This is a genomic window from Flavobacterium sp. CS20, from assembly GCF_018080005.1.
Taxonomy (GTDB): domain Bacteria; phylum Bacteroidota; class Bacteroidia; order Flavobacteriales; family Flavobacteriaceae; genus Psychroflexus.
On sequence record NZ_CP073015.1, the window covers coordinates 2,275,903 to 2,301,723 of the forward strand.

Here is a 25,821-nt window from a genome sequence, read left to right on the forward strand (position 1 = left end):
TGGTAGCTATAAATCAGAGACGTTAAGTACAATTTTTTTAGATTTTAATCTAGCACCCAATACAGCAAAAAAACCAATAAAAAGAGGTGAACATTGAATAATTATGTTATTTGAAGTCTTTTTAAAAAGTAAATAGAAAAAAACACTAAAAGCATAACTTAAAATGGAAAACAACCTTTTAAACTTATTTGCAGATTTACTGGCTACAATGAACAATCTAACAACAACTATACCTTTAAATAATTCTTTATAAACCAATTTACCCCTATATTGATTATAGACTTTTCCAGTAGGATAATTAGGTAAAGGTGATAAGACTTTTACATCATAATTGTTTTTTTGAAATTGTTTAGCTAAAGAAAAAATTCGGTTTGATCTTGCCCCAGTTTCAGGCGGAAAATAACTCGTTATAATGGTAATTTTTCTATCCAATTTTAAAAATTTTGATCAATTCATTTACAATTCTTTTAGCCGTTTTACCATCCCATAATTTTGGAGATTTACCTTCTTTCCATTGACCGTTGTTTAAAATGTCAAAAGCGTCTTTTGTTTTATTGAGATCAGAACCGACTAAAACATTAGTCCCTATTTCACAAGTTTCGGGTCTTTCTGTTGAATCTCTAAAAGTTATACATGGAACGTTTAAAACAGTTGTCTCTTCTGTGATACCGCCAGAATCTGTTAAGACAGCAAATGCATTTTTTATTAAATATATAAAATTAAGATATCCCAAAGGTTCTACATAATGAAGGTTTTCAAAGTTTAAAGATAAATTTTGAAGTAATTTTTTAGTCCTTGGATGAACAGGGAAAATGATGGGTTTGCCTTTGCTGTTTTCGACTATTGTGGTAATTAATGATTTTAACTTATACTCTTCATCTACGTTAGAAGGTCTATGAAGTGTCATTACAAAATAAGATTTTTCTTCTAGCCTAACTTCATCCCAAAAACTCGGTTTACTAAGTCTATTGATGTTTTTATTTAAGGTGTCAATCATGACATTACCTACTAAAAAAAGTTGATCTTTTGACTTACCAGAATTTAAAAGATTTTTGTTAGCCAATTCTGTAGTGGTAAAAAAGTAGTCTGTAATACTATCTGTTACAATTCTGTTTATTTCTTCAGGCATTTTCATGTCGCCAGACCTTATGCCTGCTTCTACATGAGCAACTTTTATATTGAGTTTTTTGGCGACGATAGCACAAGCCATAGTAGAAGTTACATCACCAACAACTAAAACCAAATCTGATGGTTGAGAAATGAGTTCTTTTTCAAATTTTATCATGATTTGGGCTGTCTGCTCAGCTTGCGTTCCACTTTTAACACCTAAATTAATATCAGGTTTGGGTATACCTAACTCTTCAAAAAAAGTTTCACTTAACTTCCTATCATAATGTTGACCTGTATGCACTAAACGGAAATTGATTAAATCTTTATGAAGTTTAATTGCCTCAATGATTGGAGCAATTTTCATGAAATTTGGTCTTGCTCCTGCTACGATGGTTATTTTGTATATAATTAAATTATTTTAATTTAGACACAAACTGCTTCAACTTCCCGCTTTTTGAACGTTTGATTTGTGATTTTCGGTTAAAATTAATCTTTAAATTCGGCTCAAGATATTTATCTATGGCTTTGAGTATAGTCTGTTTTTGTTGGTCGTTTAAGATCTTATCTGCTACATAATTGATTTCAAATTGATCTATACGATGTTGAACCACTACAATTTCTTTGACTTGTCCTGTGTTTTCTATGGCAGATTTTGTAACATAATAAAACGTCAATGCGGGAATCACTTTACCACTTGGCAATTTTGCAAAATCGTTCGTTCTTCCTGTAAGTTGTTCTAAAATAGGCTGATCTGATTTAGAATTTCTTGCCAGAACTCCTCTATCTCCAATTTTATATCTAATAAACGGATGGGCTTTGTTGTATAAACTGGTAATAACAATCTCACCTTCTTTTCCAAAAGGCAAAGCTTTTCCGCTTTCATCAACAACTTCTACAAATAACGTTTTGCGGTTAACCAACCATTCATTGTTATGATTTTCAAAAGCAATCACATCTAATTCACTCGCACCATATTCGTTGACAATAGGAACGCCCAATTGTTTTTCTAATAATTTTCTATCGTTTTCAAACAACATTTCACTGGTTGTAATACACAATTTTAAACTATTACATTCGTCTTTTAAAATCTTGTTTTGTGCTTTCAAATGTTTGGCAAATCTTACAATAGAACTCGTATAGCCATTGATAAACTCAAAAGGTTTAGTTTGAAAAGTTTTTAAAAAACGTGCTAATGCTTCATCAGACAAATCAAAAATATCAAACCGATGCAGCTTGGCAAATTTGTCCTTCAGGCGTTCTTTATAATGTGCAATACCTGATTTTGGTATGCCATAAAATCGAGCTTCAAGCGATTTGCCCATCTCAATATCGTGTTGTTGATACAACTTGATAATATTTGCCCACGTCAAAGCATGACAATATTTATCTTTGGCAAAACTAAACGGATGACCACTTGAACCACTGGTTTTGTTAACAAAAACATCTTTTAATTTGTAGCCATCAGACAAACGCTGATGTAGAGGTTGTTGTAAATCGGCTTTGGTCATAACAGGTATATCGTCCCAAGATGAAATATTGTTTTGGTCTAAAAACTTTTTGTAAAAAGGATTATTTTGCTGATGATATTGAAAAATGGTTTGACGCTGTTCGGCTATATAAGATTTTGCATCATTTTGCAACTTGTTTTCTATTTGCAAAAGATGCGGTTTGGCTTTTTTCAATGGAAAGCCCGATAACTCTAAAACACGTTCAAACCGATTCAAATAATATCAATTTTAATTAGGGCGACAATTTACAAACAATTATTTTTGACACCTCATTCATTTTAATTAAATCATCATGAATATTTTAGTCCTTGGCGGTGGTGGTCGCGAACACGCCATAGCACAAAAAATAGCCGAAAGTGCTCAATGCGATCAGCTTTTTGTTGCTCCTGGCAATGCAGGAACAGCTCAAATTGCTCAAAACCTCAACCTCAATCCCACAGATTTTGAAGCTGTAGCAGAAGTCATAAACAACAAAGACATAAAAATTCTCGTCGTTGGTCCTGAAGCACCATTAGTTGCAGGAATTAAAGATTTTTTTGACAATAAATCTGATTTTCAAGACTTGATGGTCATTGGACCATCACAAAAAGGGGCTGAACTTGAAGGCGACAAAAAACGAGCAAAAACTTTTATGCAAGCTCACAATATTCCTACTGCCACTTATAAGAGTTTCACAGCTGAAAACCTCGATGAAGGCCAAGCGTTTTTAGAAACCTTAAAACCACCTTACGTCTTAAAAGCCGATGGTCTTGCTAGCGGCAAAGGGGTTTTAATTTTAAAAAACTTAGAAGAAGCTAAAACTGAACTCGCCAATATGCTCACGCAAAACAAATTTGGAGAAGCTTCTCAAACGGTTGTCATTGAAGAATTTCTTGACGGTATTGAACTCAGCGTTTTTGTATTGACCGATGGAAAAAACTACCTGACTTTACCTAATGCCAAAGACTATAAGCGCATTGGCGAAGGCGATACTGGTTTGAATACCGGCGGAATGGGTGCTATTTCGCCAGTGCCGTTTGCCGATGAAGAGTTTATGCAAAAAGTTGAAACCAAAATTATTCAACCGACCATTAAAGGCTTGCAAAAAGAAAACATCGACTACAAAGGTTTTGTGTTTATAGGCTTAATGAAAGTGGGCGATGAGCCTTTTGTTGTGGAATACAATGTGAGAATGGGCGATCCCGAAACCGAAGTGGTTATGCCACGAATAGAATCGGATTTAGTTGAACTTTTTAAGTTAACGGCCAATCAACAGCTCAACAAAGCTGAATTAAAAATCTCCTCACAATCTCTGCTACAGTAATGCTTGTATCTGGCGGATATCCAGAAAAATACCAAAAAGGAAAAACCATTCAAGTACTCAATAATATAGATACCAAAGAAGCTATGCTATTTCACGCCGGGACAAAAGTTGAGAATAATCAAGTTTTAACCAATGGCGGTCGAGTCATAGCGGTTACGGCTTTGGCTGACAACTATAAAAAAGCCCTCGAAAAATCTTACACTCAAATCAAAAAAATTTGTTTTGAAGATCTCTATTTCAGAAAAGATATCGGTTTTGACTTAAATTAACGTGAAAGCCGTCAAATTGAGTGATTTTACGGAGTAAACCAAAAACCCCTGTCATTACGAGGCAAACGCAGTGACGAGGAATCTCTCAATAAACCAAACCTCCCTTGTCATCCCGAGGCAAACGCAGTGACGAGGAATCTCTCCCCCCCGACTTTTAACCTTGTAAATCAAGCCAAATTTCACCAAATGGCTGATATACAAGGTTTTTTGTTTTATACACATCACAGATTTTACCATATTTAACCATACTTTTGGTGTCCATTTCGGGGACACCAAATAAATGTGTTTTTCCCCTAAGTATCCCTGATATCAGGGATTTAGGAAAATACCTTTTGTAAATTTGTGTCCACTTTGGTGACCACTTTTAATGTCTAAGTTATTCCACAATTGTTTAATCTAAATTGATGGAATATGTTACATTCTAAAAAAATCAGAATCCTTTTCTGGATCAAAAAAGAGGAAAATCCCAAGGCAGAGCAATGCTGTATCTAAGATTGACGGTCAATTCTCAAAGAGTTGACATCAGTCTAAACAGAAAAGTGGATATTTCTAAATGGAACAACAAACAACAAAGAGTCAAAAGCAATCATCCACAATCCCAACAAATCAACAGTTTCTTAACCAGTTTAGAAACTAAAATCCATAACCATCAGATCAAAATGGATCATGAGGAAAAGCTTGTCACTTGTATGAGCATCAAATCAAGTTTGTTTGGAGATGATCAAAAGCAACCAACACTCAAGAAACTGTTCAAATACCACAGCTTAAAAATGGAAAACATTCTAGCTCCAGGAACTTTGAAAAATTATAAAACGACTTTAAAATATATTGACGAGTTTTTGAAAATTGAAATCAAGACGAGCGACATATTTTTAAAACAAATCAACTATAAATTTTTGGTTGATTTTGATGCCTATTTGAGAAAGAAAAATACACTAACCAACAACGGGGTTATGAAGCATATGGAACGTTTAAAAAAACTGATGAATTTTGGGCATTCGTTGGAATGGATTGATAAAAACCCAGCTAAGTTTTTTAAACTCATTTACCATAAAGTTGATGTGCATTATTTGGACAAAAAAGAGTTAGAACAAATTGAAAGCGTGAGTCTTCATAAAGATAGACATCAGCTTGTTAGAGACATTTTTGTATTTTCATGCTATACTGGACTTTCATATAGTGATGTTTTTAACTTGACGGAAGACAATATTCAAATAGGTATAGACGGTGAAAATTGGATTTACACATATCGGCAGAAATCTAAAACCAGGGTTAGAATACCACTTCTGGAAACACCAAAAAACATTATTGCTAAATACAAAAATCATCCAAAATGTAAATCTGGTAAATTATTGCCAGTTTTCAGTAATCAAAAAACAAATGACTATCTGAAAGAAATTGCGACTAAGGCGAATATCAAAAAACGGATTTCATTTCATACAGCAAGACATACTTTTGCCACAACCGTGACACTAATCAATGGCGTACCTATTGAAACTGTTTCAAAACTTTTAGGTCATACCAAAATTGCAACTACTCAAATATATGCGAAAGTCATTGAACGAAAAGTAAGTGATGATATGAAGTTGCTTAATGACAGACTAAAAGAAACTTCAAAAATGACGAAATATTCCTAAAACCATTTTATCTATCATAAGGAATTAAATGCTTCTTTATATCAAGTAAATTTTCTCGTATATAAATCATAAAATTTCAAATTAGTTGAGATTTTTTGTAGTTGTTTAAATTAATTTATTTAATTTTGACCAATCGTTCATTTTTAAATATGAGTCCAAGAACCGAAAAACAATTAAAAGAACACAAAAAGGCACAAAAAGAAAAAATTCTTCAAGGTGCCTTGAAATTATTTGCAACTAAAGGATATTTCAATACATCTGTTAGTGATATTGCTAATAAGTTAAAAATCTCAAAAGGTTTATTATACAATTACTTTGATAATAAAGAAAGATTGTTAAATGAGGCTGTTGATTTTGCTTTAAAAGAGGCGTCGGAATTAAACCTGTCAGAAGATGATTTAAAAAATTTAAGCCCTGAAGAAATATTTATAGCAGTAGTTGAAGGGTACTTTAAGTTACTTGAAGAAAAGAAAGAACTTTGGAGTCTTATAGTGTCTTTAGCTATACATGTAGGTTCAATACCATCAGTTCATAAAACAATTTCATCCATATATGAAGAACTCACTAAACAATTGAGTGAGCTCTTTACCATGATAGGTCACCATGATCCTGAAAATGAAGCTGTCAAACTAGGGGCGCTAATGGATGGCATTGGTATTCAATATATGATTTTTGGTGAATCATATCCTTTAAACTCGATTAAAGAAAACATTATAAAAGGTTACATAAATTCTAAAAAAAATTTACCATGAAATACAAGTTATTATTATTGTTAATGGTTGTTTCTAACTTCTCATTTAGTCAAAATGCTGATGAAATTGTTAAAAATGCTGATGATAAACTTAGGGGAAAATCGTCCTATTCTGAGATCACCATCAATATCAATAGACCAAAGTGGTCCAAAGAATTGAAAATGAAATATTGGTCAAAAGGTTCAGATTATTCAGTTTCAGTAATAACCAGTCCAGCAAAAGAAAAGGGCACTGTTTTTCTCATGCGAGAAAAAGAGGTTTGGAATTACCTGCCAACAATTGAAAGAACAGTAAAGTTTCCGCCTTCAATGATGTTACAGAATTGGATGGGCACCGATTTAACAAATGATGATTTGGTAAAACAATCTTCACTGGTGACAGATTATGATAAAAAAATTATTGGTGAAGAAGAAAAGGAAGGTTACACCTGCTGGAAAATAGAGTTGACCCCAAAGCCTAATGCCGCTGTTGTTTGGGGAAAAATAATCATTTGGATAGATGAAAAAGAATACATGCAGATGCAGACAGATTTTTATGATGAAGATATGTTTTTGGTCAATCAAATGATAGGATCGGACGTAAAAACATTTGAAGGCAAGTTACTTCCTTCAAAACTAACTGTTGTGCCGGTCGATAAACCGGGACAATCTACGGTAATTAGTTATAGCCAGTGGAAGTTTGGTATTGATATACCCGATGAATACTTTACCACTAATTACATGAAACGCATCCATTAATTATTAATTAGTAAGCAATGATTCTAAAAATTGCCTGGAGAAATATTTGGCGTAATAAAAAAAGGAGTCTAATTACTGTAGCCTCTATACTCATAGCAATATTCCTTTCCTTAATCATGCGTTCTATGCAGTTGGGTACTTATAAGGGAACGATAGACAATGTGGTAGGTTCTTATACAGGATATATACAGCTACATCATAAAGGATATTGGGATAATCGATCAATAGATAATTCAATAAATGTAACTAGTAACTTAATTAGTCAATTGTCAAACACAGAGGGTGTTGAAGCGGTTTTACCAAGATTGGAAAATTATGGTTTATTGTCCTTTGGCGACCTTACTAAAGTAATTAGTCTCAATGGGGTTGATTTTAAAAAGGAACAAAAATTACAGGATATAAATTCAAAATTGATAACAGGTTCCCTTCCTCAAAACCCAAAGGATATTATTATAGGAAAAGGAGTAGCCTCTTATTTTAAAGTAGAAACCAATGATACTTTGGTTTTTGTAGGACAGGGATACCATGGAATGTTGGTCGCTGATAAATTTCATATTTCTGGAATTATAGACTTGAAAAACCCTGCCTTGAATAAAGTTACGGCTATGATGTCCTTGGAAGATGCCCAAAATCTTTTTAGTGCATCTGGCATTGTTACAAGTCTTGTGGTAGATAAAAATGACAATGTCCAACTTAAGTCGTTGCAAAAAGCAATCTCAAGCAAGTTGGACAGTAACTATGAAGTAATGAACTGGCAACAAATGATGCCTGAATTGCAACAAACCATTTTAGCAGATAGTGTTGGTGGATTGTTGATGATAGCTATCCTGTACATGATTCTCATCTTTGGAATTTTTGGCACCGTACTAATGATGACACAAGAAAGAAAATATGAATTTGGTGTGCTCGTCTCTATTGGGATGAAAAAAGGCAAGTTAATGTTTATGGTGTTTATAGAAACCATTATACTATCATTGTTGGGAGTAATTATGGGTGTTCTTCTTGCGTATCCAATCATGTTGTGGAAACACTACGACCCTTTGGTACTACCTGGTACACAAGCCGAAATGATGGAGAACTTCGGGTTTAATGCAGAAATTCCATTTTACATACAACCTGACCTGCCCTTGGTGCATGCTTCACTAATTTTCATAATAGCCTTGTTGGTATCTCTATATCCTATCTTAATTATTAAAAAACTGAATCCTCTGCATGCTATGAGAGGTTAACTTTTTAAAGTAACAAAATGAAAACATTATTAATGATTGCTTGGAGAAACGTTTGGCGTAATAAACTACGAAGCAGTATTGTCATTGCTTCGGTAGTTTTAGGCATCTGGTCTGGGTTGTTTATCATAGCTATGGTCTCCGGTATGAACGATCAGCGTTTGAGTAGTTTTATAAATACAAATTTGTCCCACATCCAAATTCACAATGCTGGTTTTCAGGAAAATTTTGATAAAAAAGATACTATCATTGGAAGTAATACTCTTTTAAAAGAGATAGACACCATGAATAATGTAACGGCTTATACGAAACGGTTGGTATTACAAGGAATGGCATCTACAGCCCATGGTAATTATGGCGTGAAGATTATGGGGATATTCCCTGATGAAGAAAAAAATGTCACAGATATTTCAGAAAAACTGGTACAAGGAACCTATTTGTACAAACTAAAAAGAAATCCAATTATCATTGGGGAAAAACTAGCCAATAAATTAGGTGTTAAAGTCAATTCCAAGGTGGTACTCAACTTTCAAGATTCCAATAATAATACCGTTTCAACTGGTTTTAGGGTTGAAGGAATTTTTAAAACCATAAACAGTTCGTTTGATGAGGAAAATGTATTTGTGAAGTATGATGATTTAGCACCACTGGTTAGTTTAAGTGGCAAATACCATGAAATAGCCATCTTGTGTGATAGTTACTAAACTGAAACTGTAAAGAGCAAATACCATGAAATAGCCATCTTGTGTGATAACATTACTGAAACTGAAACTGTAAAGAGCCAAATCAAAACAAACAATTCCGTAGTATGGGGATTATCTTATTAGCCTTGGCTTTTGGCATTGTTAATACTATGCTCATGGCGGTTCTGGAACGAAAACGAGAAATAGGGATGTTGCTATCTGTTGGTATGGATAAACGAAAAGTCTTTACCATGATTATTTTGGAAACACTTTTCTTGGCTTTTATAGCGGCGCTTCTAGGTGTATTGTTGTCAATATGGACGATTGAATATTTTGGTAGGAATGGCATCAATTTATCGGCTGTGGCCAAAGGATTGGAAAGTTTAGGAATGGGTGCAAGAGTATTTACCAAACTGCCATTTGCTATGTATGTTGATATTACCTTAATGACACTTTCTGTCGCTTTGATTGCGGCTATAATACCAGCAAGAAGGGCTTTAAAATTAAATCCGGCAGAGGCCGTGAAAGCTATTTGATAAAATTTAAAACTCAACAAAAATGAATGTTATAAAAACAGAAAACCTAATGAAGGTTTATAATGAGGGTAAAGGTAACGAAGTGAAAGCGCTTAATGGCGTTTCCTTGGATGTAGAAAAAGGAGAATTCACTGCTATTGTTGGACCTTCTGGGTCTGGAAAAAGCACCTTGCTCAATATTATTGGTGGCCTTGACAAGCCTAATTCAGGAGAAGTGCTTGTCGATAAAACAGATATCATTGGAATGAAGGAAAACGAACTTATCAATTTCAGATTACAAAATATTGGTTTTGTGTTTCAGGCTTATAATTTAATCCCAGTCCTTAACGCTAAGGAAAATGTAGGTTTCATTATGCTTTTGCAGCATAAATCGAAAGAAGAAATTGATAATAGAGTTGAATCTTTGCTCAAATCGGTTGGATTGGAAAGTCAAGCATCAAAACGTCCCAATGAAATGAGTGGCGGTCAACAACAGCGAATTGCCGTAGCCAGAGCATTGGCTTCAAAGCCTAAATTTGTATTAGCGGACGAACCTACTGCTAATCTAGATTCAAAATCCACATCAGATCTTCTTGACATTATGGAGCAACTCAATGAAAAGGAAGGAATAACATTTGTTTTTTCAACACATGATCAACGGGTCATAGATAGGGCGCATCGTATAATCACTTTGGAAGATGGTAAAATAATTAATGATACCACGAAATTAAGTTGAGGTTGAAAAAGCACATAGTATCCTATATTTTGGTTATTGCATCAATAATCAATATGACGGCACAGGAAAAGCAAAATTGGGTTTCTGAACATGTAGACTTTTCGGGTTATGTAAAGTATTTAAACACTTCTAGTTTTACTTCCTTGGATAGTATAGGAAATGACAACCTAATTCATAATAGATTGAACTTTAAGATGTATGCCAGTGATAATCTTACGCTAGCAATCGAATTGCGTAATAGGATATTTTGGGGCACTTCAGTCAAATCAATTCCAGACTATGCGTCAATGGTTGAAAATTCAAACCAAGATATAGATATGACTGTTTTATTGATAAATCGGCTAGCACTTATTATGCTTTCAAATATTGACCGGTTGTATGTAGATTATCATTCAAACAAATGGCAGTTGGTTTTAGGTCGTCAGCGTATAAATTGGGGTAAGAATTTGGTTTGGAATCCAAATGACCTTTTTAATGCTTACAGCTTTTTTGATTTTGATTACGAAGAGCGACCAGGGACAGATGCCTTAAGAGCAAAATATTTCACTTCTGGAAATTCCAGTTTAGAAATTGCTATTAATTATACAGATGAATGGAAAAATAATACAGTGGCTATAAAGTATAATTTCAACAAATTTCAATATGATTTTCAAATGATAGTCGCCAAATATTTGGAAAATTACACCTTGGGGTTAGGCTGGGAAGGTGTTATAAAAGATATGGGTTTCAAAGGAGAATTAAGTTATTTTATGCCCTATGGCAATTCCATCGAAGACAATGCTTTTGTAGGTTCCATTTCGTTTGATTATTATTTCAAAAATGATATTTCCTTAAATGTTTCTACATTATATAATAGTGATGGTATAAGTAACACAAATGCTTATGATACTTCTCAATTATACAGTGAATCTATTGACGTAAAACACCTGATGCCAAATAAATGGTCCTTTTTTGGTCAAGCTTCTAAAACATTTACACCAGCAATAGCAGGTTCAATAGCTTCTATATATCTTGCTGATATTGATATGGTTTTTTTTATGCCACAATTTACCTATAGCATATCACAAAACTGGGACTTTGATGTCACAGGTCAGTTATATTATGGTAAACAAGAAGAACAGTTTTCTAATTTAGGAAACAGTGTTTACTTGAGGTTTAGATATAGTTTTTAGAATTTAATTACCTGTCTTTTGCGAATTTACACGAGGTTCAATGAAAGATTTAAGAAAAGTGGCTATGAAAAAACAAATATCAATTTATTATTCAATCATGAATAACTTTTTAATTGAGGAAATAAATAAAATGGGGTTTGAGTGTATTGAAATACATTAGGTGATTTGTTAAATCTATTTAGGTTTTTCTATCCTAAATTCAAAAAAGAAGTTAGGGAAATATACAAAAAGCTAAAATCCATTTTAGAAGAAGCATTTAGAAAGGAAGAGTCTCAAAATGCTTCAATGGATGCAATTGGTTAATATCAAAATATGAAGGTTTAATTTTTTGGTTCGCGATTTACCCTGAAGAAAGAATAAATGAGTTAATTGAAAAAATATAAAGCGACAAGAACTGAGGATTTATTAAATGAATTGAAAGAGGAAAAACAATCGTGGGAAAGCGATGTAATCAGTTATGTAAAGGCTTCTTTTGACCCTGAACACACCAATTTTGCATACGAGTTTAAGGCTCAACAAGGATATAATTTCGGAATGAAATTAGGTATCGACCAAAGAGTCAAAAACACTATTCAAACCATTAAAGATGAAATTAATGGGCTTGATTACTATTTAAAAATATTATTCATTTCAGATGCTATTGTGCGAGCTGATGACATTGATTTAGAAGAGCGTAAAAACCTTGATACCGAAGGCATTCTTGACCTTATACTTTCTAAACTATATGAACTGTATAATGATGGGAAATACTATTCTATTAAATGGATTCTTGAAGGTAACGGCGTAAAGTTAAATGGTCGTAGCGAGGATTGGGACTATAGTAGAATGCTTGAAGAACGAGGTATTATTGAGACTATGAATGGTCGTGAGGTAAATGCCAAACTAAAACTTGAGGGAAAGTATGCCATTGAACAAGCCAGAAAATCCCAAGTGCCCGACTACTCAAAAATTAGCGATTCTGATGAAGAATTAAAAACACTTCTCAAAGAGGTACTTTGCCGAAGTTAAAAGATCAGGATATGGTCAGCAAATCATCTTCGATGAGTTTGATGAGCTGCTAGCAAAGACATTCCGCATCTTAGCAAAAAATCGTTTGGTCAGTTATTAAAATCAAAACTTGGCGATTTGGTCGCGACCAAAGCCTTTGACAAAGCTATCGCCAGCGACATATTCAAACAATTTACTAACCAAATATTTCCATTTTAACGTATGAGAATATGGGCAGGTATTAAAAATAGAATAGTTCAATTCTTCCGAAAAGAACCACCACCAGAATATGAGGTGACAGAATATGTGTTTTCGGATAGACAACCTCTTGATGGTTCTTCGACCATTTCATTTTTCGTAAACAATCCCAAGCCAGATGTAAGTGTTACCAGAACTTTTGATAGCGAAGACCAAGCCGTTAATTGGCTTATGGAAAATCGAGATTTCAAAAAGATGTTATTTAGTAATGTATTTCCATCCGCAAATTCGGTGAAATACCAATGTGGCGTTAAAGAACCTATCACAATCCCAAACAAAATGCCAGGGGATATTGACATTCTTCTGTATGAACAAGGAAAGGAACAAAATGCGGTTGGAATAGAATGTAAAATAGTAAAAACCGAATCGCTTGAAAATCAACCACCAAAAATAAACAAGATTACAAGCGTTCAAAAAAAGGGAACTATTCAGGCAAATGGATATACCGAAATTGGATTCAACAGGGTTTATCTGCTAATCATACTATTGGATGATGGTAAGCATTACAAAAACCCCAATGTTATGTTCAGAACTACACCTTTTAAATGGTTGAAAGAATTGTATGGTTTTGACTGGCAAACCCGAATGAGTGATGATATTGGAATTATTTACGTTCACATAAATCAATTTACTACTAACCATATAAATCAGACCAAAGGATTGGGATTGCGTGTAGAACGTGAAGCAATACCAATTTTATAACCTGAAGAACTAACTGATAAAATCAAAAAACTGGATTCATAGGATAATTTGAAACGTAAAGGAACTTGCAGGATATGCGGAAATCATAGTAAACTAACGTTTGAGCACGTTACACGAGAGTGTAAACTGAACTCTCTATAGTTTGCTTGATTCATTTTCTCAAGTGCTCGGTTCTTGCCTAAAACATTCCACCAACATCCCATAAAGTTCTGGATGTTTTCTTTTTAGTAAATCCGCTCGTTCAAAAAAATACTCTGAAGCAACCGCAAAGAATTCAGCTTGATTTGTTCCACCATATTTACGAATATCTGAATGGTTATCGTTAATCGCTTCCATTTCTTTATGGATTAAGTTTAACCAAGGTATGGCATATTGATGTTCCATTAGCCGCTCTGGCACACCGTCTGTTCTATCGTCCAACTTATCTATAAGGTGCACAAATTCGTGTATGCCAGTATTGCTTTTATCGGTTGTATTTTTAAAGCCGTGGTACAATGCTTTCTTGGAAAGTATCATCTGTTTCTCGAACCTTCCATTTCCAACTATTCCACCAATATTCCGTGAGTTATCCTTACTGCTAAATTGCATATCCTCATTAAAATTATCAGGATATAAAAGGATGCCACTTAAATTTGTGTAGTGCCATTCCTTGAAGCCAAAAACTGGAATGACGGCACTTGCTGCAATTAAAACCTTATCCAACTCTTCCAGTTCAAACTGCACAGCATCGATATAGACCTCACTTAAAAATAGCATCATTTTTTGCTGAAAAATTAGCTGTGCGTCTTTTGATAGATTTCTATAAAACAGCACATTATCCGTCAATAATTTATGCCAATGTTCTGGAAATGGCTTTACACTATGACGTTTTGCTTTTTTATAAAAATGAACAGCAAAAAGAACAATCACAACCGAAATAAAAATATAAGCCATATTAAAAACGTATTAATCTACAGGTTCGGCCTTAAATCCCACTTTTTGCAAAGTCGCCTTTACATCTTCTTCGGTTACACCATCGCTTTCAATGGTTAGGATTTTATCAGGATTAGAGGTATCTACTTCCCAACTTTCTACACCTTCTTGTTTGTTTAAAAAAGGGGTGACTTTTGATACGCACCCACCACAATTGATATTTGTTTTAAATTTTAAAGTTTTCATAGTATTGAATTTATTTATTATTAAAGTTTTACTCGTTTAAGTCTTAAGCTATTTGCAACTACGGATACACTACTGAATGCCATTCTTGCACCTGCAATCATCGGATCCAACAAAAACCCATTTACAGGATAAAGAACTCCCGCTGCAATTGGAATGCCAATAATGTTGTAAATAAATGCCCAGAATAAGTTCTGACGTATGCCCAACACGGTTCTTTTTGATAGTTCCAATGCTTTTGGGATAGATTGTAAATCTGATGTTATCAAGGTCATTTTTGCTACATCCATTGCGATATCCGAACCTTTGCCCATAGCAATACTCACATTGGCTTGCGCCAGGGCGTGCGAATCGTTGATACCATCGCCCACCATTGCTACTATCTTTCCGTCCGCCTGTAATTTTTCGACAAAAGCCGCTTTGTCCGAAGGCATCACTTCTCCTTGGTAATTTGTTATTCCTACTTGTTTTGCGACAGCAGATGCGGTTTTATTGTTATCTCCAGTAAGCATATAGACCTCAATGCCTCGTTCTTGAAGTGTTGCTATGGCCATTTTTGAAGTTTCCTTAATCTTGTCTGCAATGGCGAGTATCGCCAGCACTTGTTTTTCATTGCCAAAGAAAATGACGGTTTTCGCTTGCTCTTCGAGACTTTCTGCTGTTTGCATCAAGGAAGCATCGATTTGAATATTTTTCTCAAGCATTAGTTTATGGTTTCCAACATAGTATGGTGAACCATTTTCTGTTTGAGCTTTCACACCTTTTCCTGTAATACTTTCAAAAGAAGCAATTTCAGCTTTTTCAATATTTTCATCTTTTAAGTGATTGACTACAGCTTCCGCCAAAGGGTGTTCTGATTGTGCTTCAATAGCTAGAAGAACTTTTTGTATTCGTTGATATCTTCGAGTTTATCCTTCCAAAATATATCAGTTACTAAAGGTTTTCCTTCTGTAATTGTACCTGTTTTATCAAGAATGACAGCATTCACTTTATGACCGAGTTCTAAACTTTCGGCATCCTTTATAAGGATATTATTTTCTGCGCCTTTACCAATTCCCACCATAATGGCGGTAGGTGTTGCCAATCCCAAAGCACAAGGACAGGCGATTACCAATACGGCTACAGAGGTCAATAAGGCTTGTGAAAAGGCATTATCGCCTCCTAAAGACATCCAGACAATGAAGGTTACAATGGAAATACCCAATACCACAGGAACGAAAATACCGGCAATCTTATCGACCAGTTTTTGAACGGGTGCCTTACTCCCTTGCGCTTGCTGAACCATTTTTATGATTTGGGAAAGCAGGGTTTCTCCACCTACTTTTTCAGCGGTAAATTGAAAACTTCCTTTTTGATTAACGGTACCAGCGAATACCTTTTCCCCTTGGGATTTCTGAACTGGAACGGGTTCTCCAAGAATCATACTTTCATCTACATATGAGCTTCCCTTGGAAACTTCGCCATCCACGGGAATCTTTTCTCCGGGACGCACCAAAATGGTCTGACCTACTTGAACAGACGAAATAGGAATTTCCTTTTCTTCACCATTCTCAATAATTTTCAACGTTTTAGGCTGTAGTCCCATTAATTTTTTAATGGCTGAAGATGTATTTGACTTTGCCTTTTCCTCCAATAGTTTCCCCAAGGAAATAAAGGTTATAATTACCGTTGCCGCCTCATAATAAACGTGAGGCTCGATACCACGATTCAACCAAAATTCAGGAAAAAAAGTGTTGAACACACTAAACAGAAAAGCGATTCCTGTACTCAAGGCTACAAGCGTATCCATATTTGCTTTACCGTGTTTGGCCTGCTTGAAGGCATTGATGAAAAAACTGCGCCCAAACCAAAAAAGAATTGGAAAGACCAATACCAATGAAATCCATTTGCCTGGTTCCCATTGCATATAGAACATTCCCAACACAAAAATGGGTAGCGTAAGTATCGCCGACCAGATGGTTCGGTTTTTTATGTCCTGATAATACTTTTGCTGAAGTTCTTGCTGTACTTCCGAAGGGTCTTCGGCATTTATTATAATATCATAACCGACCTGTCTTAAAGCGTTTTGCAATTGTTTTTCGGTAGTGGCTTCGTCGTAATCCACCAATACCGAACTGCTGGCAAAGTTAACCTGTGCGTCGTTCACACCTTCTGTGTGTTTTAATACAGATTCAACACTTGTTGCACAAGAAGCGCAGGTCATTCCCGTAACAGGAAATGATTTCTTTGCTCCTTTTTTAGTATTCTTTTCTTTGGTTTTAAATATGTTGATTGTCTCCATAAACCCATTCTTATTTGTATGTTACAAATTTCAGGATTAAAAGACTTTAATGTGTTACGTAATATGCTGAATGATTTGTAGAATTTACTCTTCACGAATTATTACTACCAATTGGATAAGTCGTTTTTAATTTATCTTTTATCACCGCAATGGATACGTGTCTATCAGTCTCTACTATTTGTAATCAAATACCCTTTTGATTGAATGACCTTTTTTATCTCATCGACATTCGTTTTAGTGGTATCAAATTCTATAATTGAAGTCCCTTCTTCAAAAGACGTAGATACATTTGTAACCCCGTCAATTTTGTTTACCGAATGGTTGATGTTTTCTTCACAACCCGAGCATACCATCCCTTCAATATTCAACTTTACAGTTTGAATATCGGTATTGTTTGTTGCAACAATTCCTACTTTCTCCGTTGAATGAAATATTTGTGGATAATAAGAAACCAATGTCATTACAACAACAAACACTGTAACCAACCACAAATAGAATTTCGACTTAAAAAATGATGGCTTAGCCATATCACAGTTACCACAATCGTCCACCTTCTTTTTTTTATAAACCTGATAAAAGGTAAGTCCCAATGACAAAAATGCTATAACCAACAGATAAGGTTTCAAGGCAATAAGCCAAGAAAAATAGACAGAACTTCCACTAATACCAGCTACACTTGTAAGTAGCAAAGGACCCCAGCAGCATAGTTTAAGGGAAACTGCTGAAAATACAGCAGTCCCCATAGATGTTTTTTTGTTCCATTTAGTAATTGCCATACCTAACAACTTCCTATTCCCGCGTTTACCAAATCCTCTTTTGTGATTTCGATGTTGGTGCGACAATTCAGTAGTTTTCCGTCCACAGCAATGGCGGGAACTCTTGTAACCCCATATTCCTTCATTTTTGAAACACAGATTTTACTTTCGCATTGCTCGGACAGATTATGAAGTGTGATTTCGCAGTCCTTTCCTGCTGTCTCTTTTACTAATTGCACCACAGGCTCGCATACCGGGCAACCTGCTGTAAAAATCTCGATTTGTCGTTTCATCTTATTTAAGTTTAAATTAATAATGGAACAAAGATGAGAACGTGAGGTAGGGGGTCACCAAACTTTTTTTAACCTTTTTTTTCGTTGTAGTTTTTTAATCTGGTTTCAATAGTTTGGATTTCTTTTAAGCGATTGGTCAAATCGGATAATTCCAAATTGGGGAATTCACTTTTTAAATATTCAATTTTATCTTCATTGCCACAATTTCCTGGGCAAGAGTCCACGGCCTTTACAATTCCAATAGCAAGTGCTTTTCGATAGACTTCATCCAGCAGTAAGTAATGTGCTTTTTGAATCCCCTTATCAATGGATCTGAACTGTATGTTTATTTGTTCGGGGTCCTTTCCTTCATCAAGCATTTTAACAATGCCGTTTATTTGACCACTCAAAGTTTTTAATCTGGATTTAATATCCAAGATTAAATCAGTAGGTAATTTGTACTGTTCTCCTTTCATAACTCAAACTTAACTCGCGCGACAACTTAATTTGGAAACATCTTTCCCAAAGGTAATCGTTGCCAGTTTAACAGATTCTCCTAAAGTTAAATATGGATAAAAGCTTTCTGCTAAATCTTTTACAGTGATTCCAAATTTAATAGCCATACTCAATTGTTGTATCAGTTCACCACCTTCAAGTGCAACTACTCTTGCGCCTATTAATTTATCGGTTTCAGTGTTGCGTATCAGTTTTATGAACCCTCTGGTATCTTGAGTCGCCAAGGCTCTTGGAACGTGAATTAAATCAAGTTTACTGACTTCAAAAGGAATTTCCTTTTTTTCTGCTTCAATTTCATCTATACCTGCTCCTGCGATTTGAGGGTCTGTAAATACTACCCAAGGTAATGATGAATAATCAATACTTGTTTTTGTTGATGAAAACGCATTGTTCACTGCTGTACTACCTTCGGTTGCTGCTGTATAAACAAATGCCGGTGTAATGGTGACGTCGCCTCTGCATAAATATTGGAAATATTGGTTTCCATCTTTTCATTTACAATAATATGGCTACTTTCTGTTAACTTTAGGCTAATATTCTCAAGCCCTAAATTAGAGGTGTTAGGCTTCGTCCCTGTAGCCACCACAATATGTCCTTTTTCAACAATTTGAGTTGTGGAACCATCAGGATAATTACAATGAATAATTGTATCGTTACCTTTCTTTTCAAATTTAAAAGCTCTAAAGTTTGGAAGGATTTCAATTCCTTCACTATTCATTTGTTCTACCAAAACATCTGTAATATCTTTTGTTTGACTGCGTAATGGCCTGTCGGTAAATTCAATGATACGTACTTTTACTCCTAAACGGTTATATGCCATAACAATTTCCAATCCGATATAGCCAGCTCCCATTATGGTTAAGCTTTTTGGTTTTTCTTCTAAATCGAATAAAGAAACATTCGTTAAGTAGCCTACTTTATTCAGTCCTTCAATACTTGGAATGTTTGTTGTCGCTCCTGTTGCTATAATGATGTTAGTTGCTGTGTATGTATCTTTTCCATTTACAAGAATGGTTTTATTATCTACAAATTCTGCCCAACCTTTAAGCATTGTTAAGTTTTTGAAATCACTTACCACATCCATATATTTTTGTTGCTGAAGTGAAGCAACCAATGCTTTTTTATCTTTTATGATTTGTGTAAAATCAATGTCTGCTCCTCTAGGTTTTATACCCTTAAAATTGGAATGCGTAGCGAGACGTACCGTTTCGGCGACCCGAATAAGGTTTTTAGACGGTACACAACCCACATTTACGCAAGTGCCACCAAAATCTAATCCTGCATTTACCATAAGTGTTGTGAGCCCTAAACCTTCAGCTTTAATGGTCGCTGAAAATGCGACTGAACCACCACCAATAATTATTAAATCGAATTTATTTTGGCCTTTGGAATTTACAGCGGAAACCTCTTCCTCGTCGACATTATTTACAACCGAATAATCACCAACGCTGTTTATAGCATCTATTACATTTGCCTTACTCATCTTATCAGCATCAAAATTAAATTCGCCTTTTCCGGTTTCGTGGTTAACTGTGGAACTTAAAACTCCTTCAGTTGCGTTCATATCCTTTTCGATATGTGTTGCACAACCTTCACAGGTCATACCCTCGATTTCCAATGTAATGGTTTCTCTATTTTGAGGCATTTTGATTTTCATTTTAGCTGTATTTTTCATTGAAATCGGTACTGTTTACTTATTAAAAATTAGACCTTCCCTTTAATTACTTCGGCCTTAAACCCTTTCTTTTCTATGATAAGTTTTAGGGCTTTGATACTTGTTTTTGAACCATCAAACTCAATAACAGCAATATCTCCAGGGTATTCAACCGAATGTTCCAAAACACCATCTACTTCCTTTAATGCATTATAAATAGCATTGGAACAACCAGCACAAGTAATGCCTGTAATTTTAAATTTCACCGTGATTGCATTATGTTTCTTTGAAGCTACTTCCACAACTTGATTTGTAACCTCCTTGCTTTGTGATTTGGCCTGAAAAGAAAACAGCATTAAAGCCAAAATAGGCACTATTGATAGTTTTTTCATAATGGGTAATTTTGCGTTTATTTATCTTTTATAACTTTGTATCCTATTGAATTAATTGCCTTTTCAATAGCTACTTTAGAGGTTTTAGACTTATCAAACTCTACGATGGCATTTCCCTTTTCATACGAAGGGGTTACATTTATAATACCGTCCAATTCATTTACAGCGTGTTTTATGCTTTCTTCACACCCAGCACAAGTCATTCCTTGAACATTAAAGTTTACAGTTTGAATATTTGATTGGTTTACAATGACTACTTCTTTTTTATTATCTGGATAAAAAATGAATGAATAATATGGAAATGCCAGCATTATAATTGCAAATACAGTTACAATTCCTAAAAACTTTTTTGATTGTATAAATTTTGGTTTTTCGTCTGTTTCACATTCGCAGTCAATTTCTTTTTGAGGTTTTAGTTTTTGATACCAAGCAAAGCCGAGCACTAAAATTGTTAGCCCGATTAGATAAGGTCTAAAAGGCTCAAGCCAAGAAAATGTTGAGGCAATTCCACTTGTTCCCGCGATTAAAGCCAAAACGGGTGTAATACAACATAAAGAGGCTGTAATTGCAGTTAACAAACCTGCACCAATTAATTTGTTTTCACTTTTCATATCGTTTCTAAAACTTTGTTTTTATCGAGTATTTCAAAAAACGGATTTAATAATGTTGAATATTCAGGGGTTAGTGAGTAAAAAATCGTTTGAGCATCTCTTTCGGTTTCCAATAAATTTCTGTCCTTCATTTTTCTCAAATGTTGAGAGATAGCAGAAATATTCATTTCGAGAATATCACTTAAGTCGCAAACGCAAAGTCGTTTCTCCTCAAAGAGTAGGTAAAGAATTTTTAGCCGAACATTATTTCCGACTAAAGAAAGTCCATTTGCCAAATAGTCAAACGATTCATTTAATTCTGAAACTGTCTTTTTACAACGGTTTATCTGTTCAATATCTGCCTGTTGTCTAATGCAAGAATTATTTTTCATAAGGCAAAGTTACAATTATTTCTTATTTAAGCAAATACTTAAATACAAAAAAGAATGATATGTAAATTTTGATCATTATGTTCCTTTTGTTTTGATTTGTGTTTTGCAAAAACTAAAACTACCGAAATGTACATCTGTTCTTTTAGCTTGTAGGTGAAGGTATTGCTGGCTTTACAGTTAATTGTCTTTTAAAACTACAAAACAGAAAATTCTGTATGGTGTTGAATGGTGTTGTGTGGTCCTCTGATACACAGCGAATTTTGTCAAATCCTTTTTTTAATTCCGATGTTAATTCCTCTTCATTGTATTGTTTTATTTCAAGTCCGCTACATTTTTTGGTCCGTTTTGTGAAAAGGTTCCTATTATTAAATAACCTCTTACAAATTTTGTCGCTATGTTAGTATATTTTTTAATCTGATCATCTGTTGTAAGAAAATGAAAAGTTGCTCTGTCGTGCCAAACATCGAAAGATGTATCTGGTTCAAATTCGGCAATGTCGCTTACAATCCAATTTACTTTACTTGCCTTTTCTCCCAGTCTTTTTTTAGCTTTCGCAATTGCTTTTTCTGAAATATCAAGTACAGTAATGTTATTATACCCTTCCTTGAGTAAATAGTCAACAAGTTTACTGTCGCCACCACCAATGTCTATAATTTTTGCCTTTTTATTTAGTTTGAACGAACGTATAAACTCCAGTGAAGTTTTTGGTATTTCTTGGGTCCAACTTACCTGGTCTGGATTTTTAGTTTCGTAAACTGTTTCCCAATGTTTCTTTCTGTCTAATTTCATTTTGATATCTAAATTTGGTTTATTTGTAAATCAATATATCATCTATTGATTTAAATATCCCTTAATAGCGGTAAACACACCTTAAATCTCATCCAAGGATTTTCGGTTTTTTGTCACAGATTTCTTGAACTGCGTGGGTGTCATTCCCGTTACTTTTTTGAATTGATTGCTTAAGTACGCAACGCTACTATAATGTAATTGAAAAGCTATCTCACTCAAGGTTAATTCATCATAGACAATAAGTTCTTTTACACGTTCAATTTTTTGGTTGATGATGTATTGCTCGAACGTGATGCTTTCTACCGATGAGAATAGGGAACTTAAATATTTGTAATCCAAATTAAGTTCACCACTTATAATATCTGCCCATTTTAAATCGGTTTCGTCGTTGGAATGATGTATTTTCTCAACAACCAAAGTTTTCATTTGCTCAATAAGTTGACTTTTACGGTCGTCAATCAAACTGAAACCTGAATTTTGAAGGGCTTCGGAAAGCTCTTTTTTGGTGTTTGCATTTAATGTTGACACTAATTTAACTTCTCCCAATTTAATAGAAGCATAGGATATTTCAAGTTGTTTTAAAATATTGGATACTGCCGAGATACATCTTGGGCAGACCATATTTTTAATATAGATAATCTCATTCATATAATACTTGTTTTAAAACAAGGTTAACCCAGATTTGTGTAAAGAATAGTAAACAGCGACTATCGCAGAATTACAAAAATCAATACTATCACAACAAAAGCTATAATTTTATCTTTTTTTGTGATATTACTTTTAGGTTGATGCTTCTTCCTTTCATTTTTTCGTCTATTTCTTCTTCTTTCACTCATTATCGTTCGCCATTATAAAACCAAGATTATTTTTTGGTCTTATGAAGATTACTTGATTAATCCGTAATTCGTTTTATTTTAAAGTTGCTTTTACCTCACCACAGGTTAACATTGCTTCGCCATAATATGGGTTACGGACTTCTTCCTCTAAACTTATCCAGTACGCTCCCTTATTATTGTCTGCCATTGGACAAAACTGGATATAAACATTTTCATTGACGCCAAAGAGCTGTACACTACTTATCATATGCGCAGACAAATGCTTAAAATGCCCTCTTTGTTTTGAAATATCCGTATTACTTGAAATAGCATTTGCCGAAGTATTTAATTCCTTCTGAATGGTCATCCAATGGTTATGTGCTTTTTCATCAGACAACAACTTCATATCTACATTTTTCAGGGATTGTATTATTTGCATTCCTGCTTGTTGTGCATTTTTGGCATCATCATTAACCAAAGCATCTTTCAAAAGAATATAATCCTCAAACACCTGTTTTAACTGGACTTGAAATTTGTTTGAAACAGCTATCCTTTCTTTCATTTCTGAATGGTCAGTATTCCCCTTACTATCATCAGAATTGTTTCCTTGCATACCTAAATGCCCTTCGTGACCGGTCATTGTTTTGCCACCAGCAGTGTTCATCATAGATTTTTTGCCTTGTAATTGTGCAGCAGACATCTACTGTAAACGTGCCATTAGTTACCACTTCATCACCATTTTGAAGACCTTCAATTATGGTATAGGTGTCTCCATTGGCATTACCGAGTAAGACCTCTCTCATTTCAAAAACAGCTTCGTTAGGATTAGTTTTAATATAAACTACAGAACGTTCACCAGTCCACATCACAGCTGTAGCAGGAACTGTTATTTTACTTGAAGTGCTTTCTTGAGCACCTTCAATTTTACCTTCGACAAACATACCTGGTTTAAATAGGTCGTTCTTATTATTAAGTACTGCTCTAACTACGACGGTACGTGTAGAAGAATTTAATAAAGGGTCAATAAATGAAACTTTTGCATCAAATACTTCATTGCGATACGCATTGGTAGTCACTTTAATGGTTTGACCAACTTTCAAGGAAGCAATCTGATTCTCATAGGCATCAAATTCTGCCCAAACCGTATTGAGGTTGGCTATTTTATATAAGGGCTGTCCTTGTTTTACATAGTCACCTTCTTCTACCATTTTATGGGTCACTGTTCCTGAAACTGTAGCAAAAACCGGAAAATATTCTTGCACTTTTCCAGCGACTTCTATGGCATTAATTTGCTTTTCTGAAAGTTTCCATAATTTAAGCTTGTTTTTTACAGCCTTATACAATTCTGGTTGCGATTCTTTTATAGATGAGGCTGTAAGTAACTCTTGCTGAGTCGCAACTAAATCTGGTGAATATATGGTGGCCAAGCGTTGACCTGCACCAACACGTTCTCCAGTAGAATTAACATATAATTGTTCTATTCTACCACCAAAATAGGTTACTTGTACAGCATTGGATTCTTCATTGGCTTTTATCTTTCCAGATAACTTTAGAAAATTATTCCCGATTTCACCCTCACCAACAATGGATGTTTGAATGTTGGCCAATGCCATTGCATTATCTGTCATTTTAAACTGATCTGCCATAAGACCATCTGCTCCTGCTTCAGCAGGTATTAAATCCATTCCACAAATTGGGCAGTCATCAGGTTCTGGTTGCATAATCTGTGGATGCATAGAGCAAGTCCACATTTGATTAGAAGCAATTTCTTCTGAATGATTGTGATTCTCCATAACCTCATTTGTTGCACTATCAGCAGAATCTCCACCAAAAATTAGAAAGCCACCCAATAGGCCAACAATCAACGCAACACCTATGTAAATGATGTTTTTATTCATAATATTTATTTTTTATTTTTTTTACTAATTTTTCTAATGGTCGGTGATGACGTATACCAGAGCAAAAATCCACTCAAAACAGTAATTAAGCCCAAAAGTGAAAATGCTCTTAAAACAATGGTGTTAAAGTTGTCCCTGCCTTCATAATCCATTGTATGTGTCATCCATAAAAAGTCAAACCAGCGCCACGCCCTGTGCCTCACCGTTTGGAATTTTGCATCTGTTATTGAAACGTAGGCTTTCAACGCTTCATCCGTATCATAAGAGATAACATAGGCTGGCAACAATTTTTCACGATATTCGTGATGGTCACCCACTTCACTTATCCGTTGGATATTAGCTACTTTTAAATTCTCCATCATCTGGTTTTTAGCAATGTACAAGGCTTCATCTTGAGAAATAGTCTTTTTCGCTTCGCCAGTTCTCGCATTATACAATTGCTGATTGTTAATCCAATAGTACGGTTCGTTATTGATATCCCTGATTTCTATATCACGAATGCCTTCATTACCTTTAATAAGTGAAGGACTAATAAGGTTGTCAAAGGTTTTTGGCGCATATTCCATATTACGGAATTGGTCGCCGTGAATGTCATCAATGTTTGTCCAACTGAAGTACATCCCGCTAATCGTCCATATCAAGAACTGAATACCTAAGAAAATACCTAAATAGCGATGAACTCTTCTTATTTTTAATGCTGTATGTCTATTTACCATA

Annotated in this window: 23 protein-coding genes and 5 pseudogenes; 11 read left to right on the top strand and 17 right to left on the bottom strand. The window is 34.6% G+C overall.

Going from position 1 to position 25,821, the window contains the following annotated elements:
- Positions 1-6 precede the first annotated feature (6 nt).
- From IGB25_RS10725 to IGB25_RS10735, 3 genes are read right to left on the bottom strand one after another with little or no spacing between them, the layout of a single operon-like run.
- On the bottom strand, positions 7-432 hold the full coding sequence (locus IGB25_RS10725; protein ID WP_211065007.1) for a hypothetical protein: 426 nt from the start codon (positions 430-432) through the stop codon (positions 7-9).
- Complete coding sequence (gene wecB, locus IGB25_RS10730; protein WP_211066902.1) at positions 425-1,516, bottom strand: non-hydrolyzing UDP-N-acetylglucosamine 2-epimerase; 1,092 nt, start codon at positions 1,514-1,516, stop codon at positions 425-427. Before wecB ends, IGB25_RS10725 begins: the two co-directional genes overlap by 8 nt.
- A gap of 7 nt (positions 1,517-1,523) precedes the next feature.
- Complete coding sequence (locus tag IGB25_RS10735; protein WP_211065008.1) at positions 1,524-2,834, bottom strand: phenylacetate--CoA ligase family protein; 1,311 nt, start codon at positions 2,832-2,834, stop codon at positions 1,524-1,526.
- A gap of 76 nt (positions 2,835-2,910) precedes the next feature.
- Between IGB25_RS10735 and purD the strand changes: the two are divergent.
- The 11 genes and pseudogenes from purD (at position 2,911) to IGB25_RS10790 (ending at position 13,595) form a co-directional block, all read left to right on the top strand.
- Positions 2,911-4,190 (top strand): annotated as a pseudogene (gene purD / locus IGB25_RS10740) (phosphoribosylamine--glycine ligase).
- A 479-nt stretch (positions 4,191-4,669) separates the two neighbouring features.
- Positions 4,670-5,827, top strand: coding sequence for a site-specific integrase (locus IGB25_RS10745; RefSeq protein WP_211065009.1), 1,158 nt, complete (start codon positions 4,670-4,672; stop codon positions 5,825-5,827).
- A 149-nt stretch (positions 5,828-5,976) separates the two neighbouring features.
- The gene (locus tag IGB25_RS10750; RefSeq protein WP_211065010.1) at positions 5,977-6,579 is read left to right on the top strand and encodes a TetR/AcrR family transcriptional regulator; all 603 of its coding nucleotides are present in this window, start codon (positions 5,977-5,979) and stop codon (positions 6,577-6,579) included.
- Positions 6,576-7,316, top strand: a complete 741-nt coding sequence (locus IGB25_RS10755) for an outer membrane lipoprotein-sorting protein (RefSeq protein ID WP_211065011.1) — start codon at positions 6,576-6,578, stop codon at positions 7,314-7,316. The genes IGB25_RS10750 and IGB25_RS10755 overlap by 4 nt, the downstream gene beginning before the upstream one ends.
- Before the next feature lie 266 nt (positions 7,317-7,582).
- The gene (locus IGB25_RS10760; protein ID WP_247653489.1) at positions 7,583-8,545 is read left to right on the top strand and encodes an ABC transporter permease; all 963 of its coding nucleotides are present in this window, start codon (positions 7,583-7,585) and stop codon (positions 8,543-8,545) included.
- 17 nt (positions 8,546-8,562) lie between these two features.
- Positions 8,563-9,246, top strand: coding sequence for an ABC transporter permease (locus tag IGB25_RS10765; protein ID WP_211065013.1), 684 nt, complete (start codon positions 8,563-8,565; stop codon positions 9,244-9,246).
- Positions 9,247-9,350: 104 nt separating this feature from the next.
- Positions 9,351-9,761, top strand: coding sequence for an ABC transporter permease (locus IGB25_RS10770; protein ID WP_211065014.1), 411 nt, complete (start codon positions 9,351-9,353; stop codon positions 9,759-9,761).
- Between the two features lie 22 nt (positions 9,762-9,783).
- Positions 9,784-10,476 carry an ABC transporter ATP-binding protein gene (locus IGB25_RS10775; protein WP_211065015.1) on the top strand — a complete coding sequence of 231 codons (693 nt, stop codon included), beginning with the start codon at positions 9,784-9,786 and terminating at the stop codon, positions 10,474-10,476.
- A gap of 2 nt (positions 10,477-10,478) precedes the next feature.
- Positions 10,479-11,648 carry a hypothetical protein gene (locus tag IGB25_RS10780; RefSeq protein ID WP_211065016.1) on the top strand — a complete coding sequence of 390 codons (1,170 nt, stop codon included), beginning with the start codon at positions 10,479-10,481 and terminating at the stop codon, positions 11,646-11,648.
- Between the two features lie 369 nt (positions 11,649-12,017).
- Positions 12,018-12,656, top strand: a complete 639-nt coding sequence (locus IGB25_RS10785; RefSeq protein ID WP_247653490.1) for a hypothetical protein — start codon at positions 12,018-12,020, stop codon at positions 12,654-12,656.
- A 201-nt stretch (positions 12,657-12,857) separates the two neighbouring features.
- Complete coding sequence (locus tag IGB25_RS10790) at positions 12,858-13,595, top strand: hypothetical protein (protein WP_211065017.1); 738 nt, start codon at positions 12,858-12,860, stop codon at positions 13,593-13,595.
- Positions 13,596-13,754: 159 nt separating this feature from the next.
- Here the strand turns inward: IGB25_RS10790 and IGB25_RS10795 are convergent, their stop codons facing one another.
- The 14 genes and pseudogenes from IGB25_RS10795 to IGB25_RS10860 form a co-directional block, all read right to left on the bottom strand.
- Positions 13,755-14,528: a zinc-dependent peptidase gene (locus IGB25_RS10795; protein ID WP_211065018.1), complete on the bottom strand. Its 774-nt coding sequence runs from the start codon at positions 14,526-14,528 to the stop codon at positions 13,755-13,757.
- 12 nt (positions 14,529-14,540) lie between these two features.
- Positions 14,541-14,753 carry a heavy-metal-associated domain-containing protein gene (locus IGB25_RS10800; protein ID WP_008616468.1) on the bottom strand — a complete coding sequence of 71 codons (213 nt, stop codon included), beginning with the start codon at positions 14,751-14,753 and terminating at the stop codon, positions 14,541-14,543.
- 20 nt (positions 14,754-14,773) lie between these two features.
- Positions 14,774-17,031: pseudogene (locus tag IGB25_RS10805) on the bottom strand (heavy metal translocating P-type ATPase).
- 164 nt (positions 17,032-17,195) lie between these two features.
- A complete protein-coding gene (locus IGB25_RS10810; RefSeq protein WP_211065019.1) occupies positions 17,196-17,807 on the bottom strand; it encodes a cation transporter in 612 nt (203 codons plus the stop codon).
- Between the two features lie 2 nt (positions 17,808-17,809).
- Positions 17,810-18,079 (bottom strand): thioredoxin family protein, encoded by a 270-nt coding sequence (locus tag IGB25_RS10815; protein ID WP_211065020.1) that lies wholly within the window; start codon positions 18,077-18,079, stop codon positions 17,810-17,812.
- Positions 18,080-18,147: 68 nt separating this feature from the next.
- Positions 18,148-18,534: a metal-sensing transcriptional repressor gene (locus tag IGB25_RS10820; RefSeq protein ID WP_008992792.1), complete on the bottom strand. Its 387-nt coding sequence runs from the start codon at positions 18,532-18,534 to the stop codon at positions 18,148-18,150.
- A 9-nt stretch (positions 18,535-18,543) separates the two neighbouring features.
- Positions 18,544-20,249, bottom strand: a pseudogene (merA, locus tag IGB25_RS10825) (mercury(II) reductase).
- Positions 20,250-20,278: 29 nt separating this feature from the next.
- On the bottom strand, positions 20,279-20,620 hold the full coding sequence (locus IGB25_RS10830; protein WP_008992794.1) for a heavy-metal-associated domain-containing protein: 342 nt from the start codon (positions 20,618-20,620) through the stop codon (positions 20,279-20,281).
- A gap of 17 nt (positions 20,621-20,637) precedes the next feature.
- Positions 20,638-21,231 carry a mercuric transport protein MerTP gene (merTP, locus tag IGB25_RS10835; RefSeq protein WP_211065021.1) on the bottom strand — a complete coding sequence of 198 codons (594 nt, stop codon included), beginning with the start codon at positions 21,229-21,231 and terminating at the stop codon, positions 20,638-20,640.
- On the bottom strand, positions 21,228-21,602 hold the full coding sequence (locus tag IGB25_RS10840) for a metalloregulator ArsR/SmtB family transcription factor (RefSeq protein ID WP_008992796.1): 375 nt from the start codon (positions 21,600-21,602) through the stop codon (positions 21,228-21,230). The genes merTP and IGB25_RS10840 overlap by 4 nt, the downstream gene beginning before the upstream one ends.
- Before the next feature lie 142 nt (positions 21,603-21,744).
- Positions 21,745-22,391 (bottom strand): annotated as a pseudogene (locus IGB25_RS10845) (class I SAM-dependent methyltransferase).
- Positions 22,392-22,472: 81 nt separating this feature from the next.
- Positions 22,473-23,039 (bottom strand): AraC family transcriptional regulator, encoded by a 567-nt coding sequence (locus IGB25_RS10850; protein WP_211065022.1) that lies wholly within the window; start codon positions 23,037-23,039, stop codon positions 22,473-22,475.
- Positions 23,040-23,300: 261 nt separating this feature from the next.
- Positions 23,301-25,104: pseudogene (locus IGB25_RS10855) on the bottom strand (efflux RND transporter periplasmic adaptor subunit).
- A 5-nt stretch (positions 25,105-25,109) separates the two neighbouring features.
- Positions 25,110-25,820 carry a PepSY domain-containing protein gene (locus IGB25_RS10860; RefSeq protein ID WP_127137398.1) on the bottom strand — a complete coding sequence of 237 codons (711 nt, stop codon included), beginning with the start codon at positions 25,818-25,820 and terminating at the stop codon, positions 25,110-25,112.
- Position 25,821: the final 1 nt, after the last annotated feature.